6 protein-coding genes are annotated in these 4,760 nt (G+C 70.7%); 5 read left to right on the top strand and 1 reads right to left on the bottom strand.

The window, feature by feature from the left end:
- The 3 genes from DZF91_RS06775 to DZF91_RS06785 all read left to right on the top strand — a co-directional run.
- On the top strand, window positions 1-397 hold a 397-nt coding region (locus DZF91_RS06775; protein WP_147341026.1), incomplete at its 5' end, for a helix-turn-helix transcriptional regulator.
- Window positions 398-584: 187 nt separating this feature from the next.
- A complete protein-coding gene (locus DZF91_RS06780; RefSeq protein WP_117356631.1) occupies window positions 585-1,571 on the top strand; it encodes a carbohydrate-binding protein in 987 nt (328 codons plus the stop codon).
- A gap of 59 nt (window positions 1,572-1,630) precedes the next feature.
- Entirely contained in the window at window positions 1,631-2,206 is a 576-nt protein-coding gene (locus DZF91_RS06785; protein WP_117356632.1) for a GNAT family N-acetyltransferase, read from the top strand.
- Here the strand turns inward: DZF91_RS06785 and DZF91_RS06790 are convergent.
- Window positions 2,175-2,735, bottom strand: a complete 561-nt coding sequence (locus tag DZF91_RS06790; protein ID WP_235834131.1) for a dihydrofolate reductase family protein — start codon at window positions 2,733-2,735, stop codon at window positions 2,175-2,177. The two genes, DZF91_RS06785 and DZF91_RS06790, sit on opposite strands and share 32 nt — an antisense overlap.
- A 171-nt stretch (window positions 2,736-2,906) precedes the next feature.
- Here DZF91_RS06790 and DZF91_RS06795 point away from each other — a divergent pair, with 171 nt between their 5' ends.
- Together DZF91_RS06795 and DZF91_RS06800 are read left to right on the top strand one after the other, a co-directional pair.
- Window positions 2,907-4,028 carry a helix-turn-helix domain-containing protein gene (locus DZF91_RS06795; RefSeq protein ID WP_117356633.1) on the top strand — a complete coding sequence of 374 codons (1,122 nt, stop codon included), beginning with the start codon at window positions 2,907-2,909 and terminating at the stop codon, window positions 4,026-4,028.
- A 77-nt stretch (window positions 4,029-4,105) separates the two neighbouring features.
- The gene (locus tag DZF91_RS06800) at window positions 4,106-4,594 is read left to right on the top strand and encodes an ATP-binding protein (protein ID WP_117356634.1); all 489 of its coding nucleotides are present in this window, start codon (window positions 4,106-4,108) and stop codon (window positions 4,592-4,594) included.
- The last annotated feature ends 166 nt before the right edge of the window (window positions 4,595-4,760 follow it).

The following is a 4,760-nucleotide window of genomic DNA, read 5'->3' on the forward strand; positions in this document are numbered from 1 at the left end:
GCTGCTGGCCGTCCTGCTGGACCGGCTGCGCCGCGCCCCGCGCCTGCCCGGCCCGTACGTGCCCGCCGCCCGGGACCCGCGGCTCGCCGCCGTCTGCCGCATCCTGCTGGACGACCCGTCCGAGCGGGCCGGGCTCGCCGAACTCGGCGCGCGGGTCGGCGCCGGTGAGCGGACGCTGTCCCGGCTCTTCGCCCGCGAGCTGGGCATGGGCTTCCCGCGCTGGCGCGCCGCGCTGCGCCTGCACCACGCGCTGATCCTGCTCGCGGAGGGACTGCCGGTGACCGCAGTGGCGCACCGCTGCGGCTGGTCGTCGGCGAGCGCGTTCATCGACGCCTACCGCCGGGCGTTCGGCCACACCCCCGGCGCCGCCCGCCGCCACGACAGCCGTCCACGATAGGACGTCCGTACCGCCCTGACCTGCCAATTCCGTTTTGCCTGAAAAATCCCTGAAAACGGCATTGACAGGCATTCCACTAGATCGCACAGTATGGGCGACGGCAGGGGTGATCAAGCTCCCGGCCCCCGCCGCCACGGCCCGCGCGCGCACGCCGAACTCCGTCCCCCGCCTCCCAAGGAGTCGTGTGATGCAGCGACGAACCCTGCTCGCGTGCGTGCTCCCGACCGTCCTCCTCACCGCCCTCGCCACCGCCCCGGCCACGGCCGCAGCCACAGCCGCAGCCACGGCCGCCGCCCCGCCCCGCGCGGCGGCGTCCCCCGACCCGAGCGCCCCCAAGGCCGGACGCGTGGCGCACACCCGTCCCGTCCCGCGCGACGCCCGGACGGCGCACACCCGTCCCGTCCCGCGCGACGCCCGGACGCGGAAGGCGATCCAGGCCTTCCGCGAACTCCACCGCGCCCGCCTCGGCGGGACGCAGCCCACCGCCCCGGCCGTCCAGCAGCAGGTGCACCAGTTCTGGGGCGTCGAGCCCGCCGCCGGGACCCACGACGGCCTCGTCGCCACCCACAGCGTCACGCCGTCCTACCGCGTCTCCTCCAGCGCCGACTTCACGTACGCGCCGACGACCAAGGCCGCCTCGTCCTGCATGGAGGTCACCACGGTCTACTCGCAGGCCGTGGGGAACGAGCTGTGGGCCTGGGACTGGTGCGGCGGCGACGGTCCCGCCGTCGAACTCCCCATGGACGCCTCGTTCCAGCGGACCTACACGTCCACCGTCAACGGCCACGCCGCCTACAGCGTCCAGCTCGTCCGGACGAACGCGTCCACCAACGCCTGGACGGCCTACCTGTACAACTACACCACCGGCGCCTGGAACGCGTTCTACAGCAAGTCCGGACAGGACACGAGCGCGCTCTCCTACGGCTGGGACATCTTCGAGATCTACGCCAGCCGCAACCCCGCCACCGGCACCGCCTACTACTGCACGGACGCCAGGAACGTCCCCTTCGAGAGCAGTTCCATCAAGCTCCGCCGCAACGGCGCCTGGACCCCGGCGAGCCCGTCCGACTCCCCCTGGGAGCCGGTCGCCGTGCCCAACCCGTCCGACTACCTCTGCCCGACGCTGAAGTTCGTCCGCGCCGGGGCCAACGACCACTGGGTGGTCACTCCGTAACGCCCGCGGAGACCGCCGCGCGCAGGCAGCACGCGGCGGTCTCCCGCTACGGTCGCCCCATGACGAACGATCACCATGAACTCCGATCGGAGCGCCTCGTCCTGCGTCCCTGGCGGGAGGACGACCGGGCCCCCTTCGCCGCCCTCAACGCCGACCCGGAGGTCATGGAGCACTTCCCCGCCCCCCTCACCCGCGCCGAGAGCGACGCCCTGCTCGCCCGGCTGAACGCGGCCATCGAGGAACGCGGCTTCGGCTTCTGGGCCGTGGAGGTCGCCGAGACCGGACGGTTCATCGGCTTCACCGGCCTGTCCGTCCCCCGCTTCGACGCCCACTTCACCCCGGCGGTCGAGGTCGGCTGGCGGCTGGCCCGCGAAAGCTGGGGCCACGGCTACGCCACCGAGGCCGCCCGCCGCTCCCTGGACCACGCCTTCGACGACCTGGCCCTCCCCGAGGTGGTCGCCTTCACGGCCGTGGAGAACGTCCGCTCGCGAGCCGTCATGCACCGCCTCGGCATGACCCACGACCCGGCCGACGACTTCGACCACCCGTCCCTCCCGGAAGGCCACCGCCTCCGCCGCCACGTCCTCTACCGCATCTCCGCCCTCACGCACCGCCGGGTCGGAACCGCAGGTTGACGGCCGCCGTGGGCTCGTCCCCGCCCACCCGCCGAAGCCGGACCGGAACCCCGCCCGGCCGGTCGAACAACCGGATCCCGTCCCCCAGCAGCACCGGCAGCACGTGCAGGTCGATCTCGTCGATCAGCCCCCGCTCGATCAACTGCCGCCCGATGGACGCCGAGAACACCTCGACGTTCTTCCCGTCCGCCGCCTCCAGCGCGATCCGCACGGCCTCGGCGACGTCGCAGCTCAGGAAGGTCACGTCCTCCGCCGGCTCAGCGTCCTCGGGATGATGCGTCAGCACGAAGATCGGCCCCTTCCACGCACCCCCGTAAGGCCGGGCGCCCCCGATGGCTCCGTCCCATCCGTCCCGACCCCCCAGGATCGCCCCCGTCGTCCGGACGTACTCCTCGTGCAGCCCCGGCCGGACACGCGCCCCGGCCATCCACCCCATGTCATGCTCCGGCCCCGCCACGAACCCGTCCACCGACATGGCGAAGTGCCAGAGCACCTTCCCCTCGGCCCGCTGCGCCGCGAACTCCTCCACGCCCACCACACCTTCCGCCCGAAGCCCACCACCGCCGAGAACAGTCCCGCCGCCCGTCCTCACCAGTGAAGACCACCCCCACCCCACCAACTCATCGCCCGCCACAACGAAGTCTCGCGGCCACCCCTTTGGCTACCCCTGTGGCCACTTCCCGAGGTGCAGGATGAGTGCATGCCGCTCGGAGCGCTCGTCAAGGACCTTCGCGAAGGCCTCGGCTACTCCCAAGCACGCCTGGCCGACCTCCTCTGCGCCTCGGCCGCCCACTCGACGGTCACCCGAGAGACGGTCTCACGCTGGGAGCACGGGACGCGCTGCCCTGGACCGTTCTGGCTACGCCACCTCGCGGCGGTGCTGGAGGTGCCGCTCGAACTCCTCGAGGACGCGAAGTTGAACCGACGCAGATTCCTGACCAACGCCGCCGCGACGGCCATCGCCCCCGTCGTGGCGAGCGACCTGATCCACTCCGGCTTCACGTCCGCGCTCGCCGCGTCCCGCCCGGGGCTGGACGAGTGGAAGGACAGGCTCGCCACCTATGGGCGGGACTACATGTCCCTCGGCGCAGCGGAGATCCAGAGGCGGTTGTCCCAAGACCTCCTCGTCCTCCAGCAGCAGTTGGAGAGCCCGGGCATGTGGGACGTCGCAGCGAAGCTGATGACCCTCTATGGAAAGACTTTCCCTGGGTCGGACGGAGCGCGGGCGGCCAACTGGTATCGGATCGCCGCCGAAGCCGCCGACCGTTCCGGCGACGACGGGACGCGAGTCTGGGTCCGGGGCCGCGCCGCCATCGCCCTCGGCTACGAAGGCGCCGGGCTGGGCATGGCGGAACTCTTCGCCTCCCAAGCCATGGCCATCAGCGACAAGCCCTCGCTCGGCCTGTTGAACGCCGTCATGGGCCGGGCCCACGTGGCCGCACTCCGCGGCGACAGCCGAGGAGCCCTGCAACTGCTGCAAGAAGGCAGAAGAGTCTTCGACGTCGTCGGGTCGGAGGAGCAGACCTCGGACTACGCCGTCCCCTGGTGGCGCATGAACGTCTTCGTCTCCCTCTTGGGCGCACGCCTCGGTGACGAGAGGGTCGCCGCGTCGGCTCACGGCCAGGCCCGCGAGGAACTGCCCGCCTCGCTCCCTCGTTTCGCCACTCACCTGGAGATGCACCGGGGGCTGATGATGGCGAAGGCCGGCGATCTCCACGGCGGAACCATCCATGCCGAAAGCGCACTGAACACCCTGCCACCCGAAAAGCATTCGCTCACTTTGCGGCTTTTGATGAGCGAAATCCGAGGTACTGGCCACTAACCGGGCCACTCCTCGAGGTACCGGCCCTCGACCAGACTCTGTGACACCGTCACCGAGCCCCGTCGACAGGACTTCCCATGCCCCGGCCCGACACCGCCAGGCCCCCCGGCCGGCGTCCGGAGAACCTGCGTTCGTTCGAGCAATCCATCACCGGGCTCGCCACCGCGGCCGTTCTCGTCCGCGACCTGGTCGAGGCCCACCTCATCGAGTGGGGAATCGCCGAGATGGTGGACGACGCGATCCTGATCGCCGACGAGCTGTTCACCAACGCCATCCGGGCCGCCCCCGGACGGACGATCGGCCTGCGCGTGGTGATGCTCAAGCCGTTCCTTCTCATCGAGCTCGAAGACCCGTCCCCCAAGAAGGCGGCCCACCGGAAGCCCGACGATGAAGGCGGTCGAGGCTTGCTGATCGTCGAGGCCCTGTCGATCCACTGGGGCCAGCGCGCCGAAGCCGGCGGCACCAAAACCGTCTACGCCCTGCTCGCGATCCCGAACTGCCATTCGAGCAACGCTGACGCGGCTCCCTCTCAATCTCAGTCGCAGCCAGGGGCGCACTCAGCCTGAACAAAAGCCCCTGAAAACTGAACGAAAGCCCCTGAAAACAAGAATGGCCCCGCCGGTGTCGGCGGGGCCATTCTTGACAAAAAGAAGTGAGGCCCGCCACAAAGTGGCGGGCCTCACCCAAGATATGTCCGGCGGCGTCCTACTCTCCCACACAGTCTCCCATGCA

The sequence above is a fragment of the Actinomadura logoneensis genome (assembly GCF_003428695.1).
GTDB classification, from domain to species: domain Bacteria; phylum Actinomycetota; class Actinomycetes; order Streptosporangiales; family Streptosporangiaceae; genus Spirillospora; species Spirillospora logoneensis.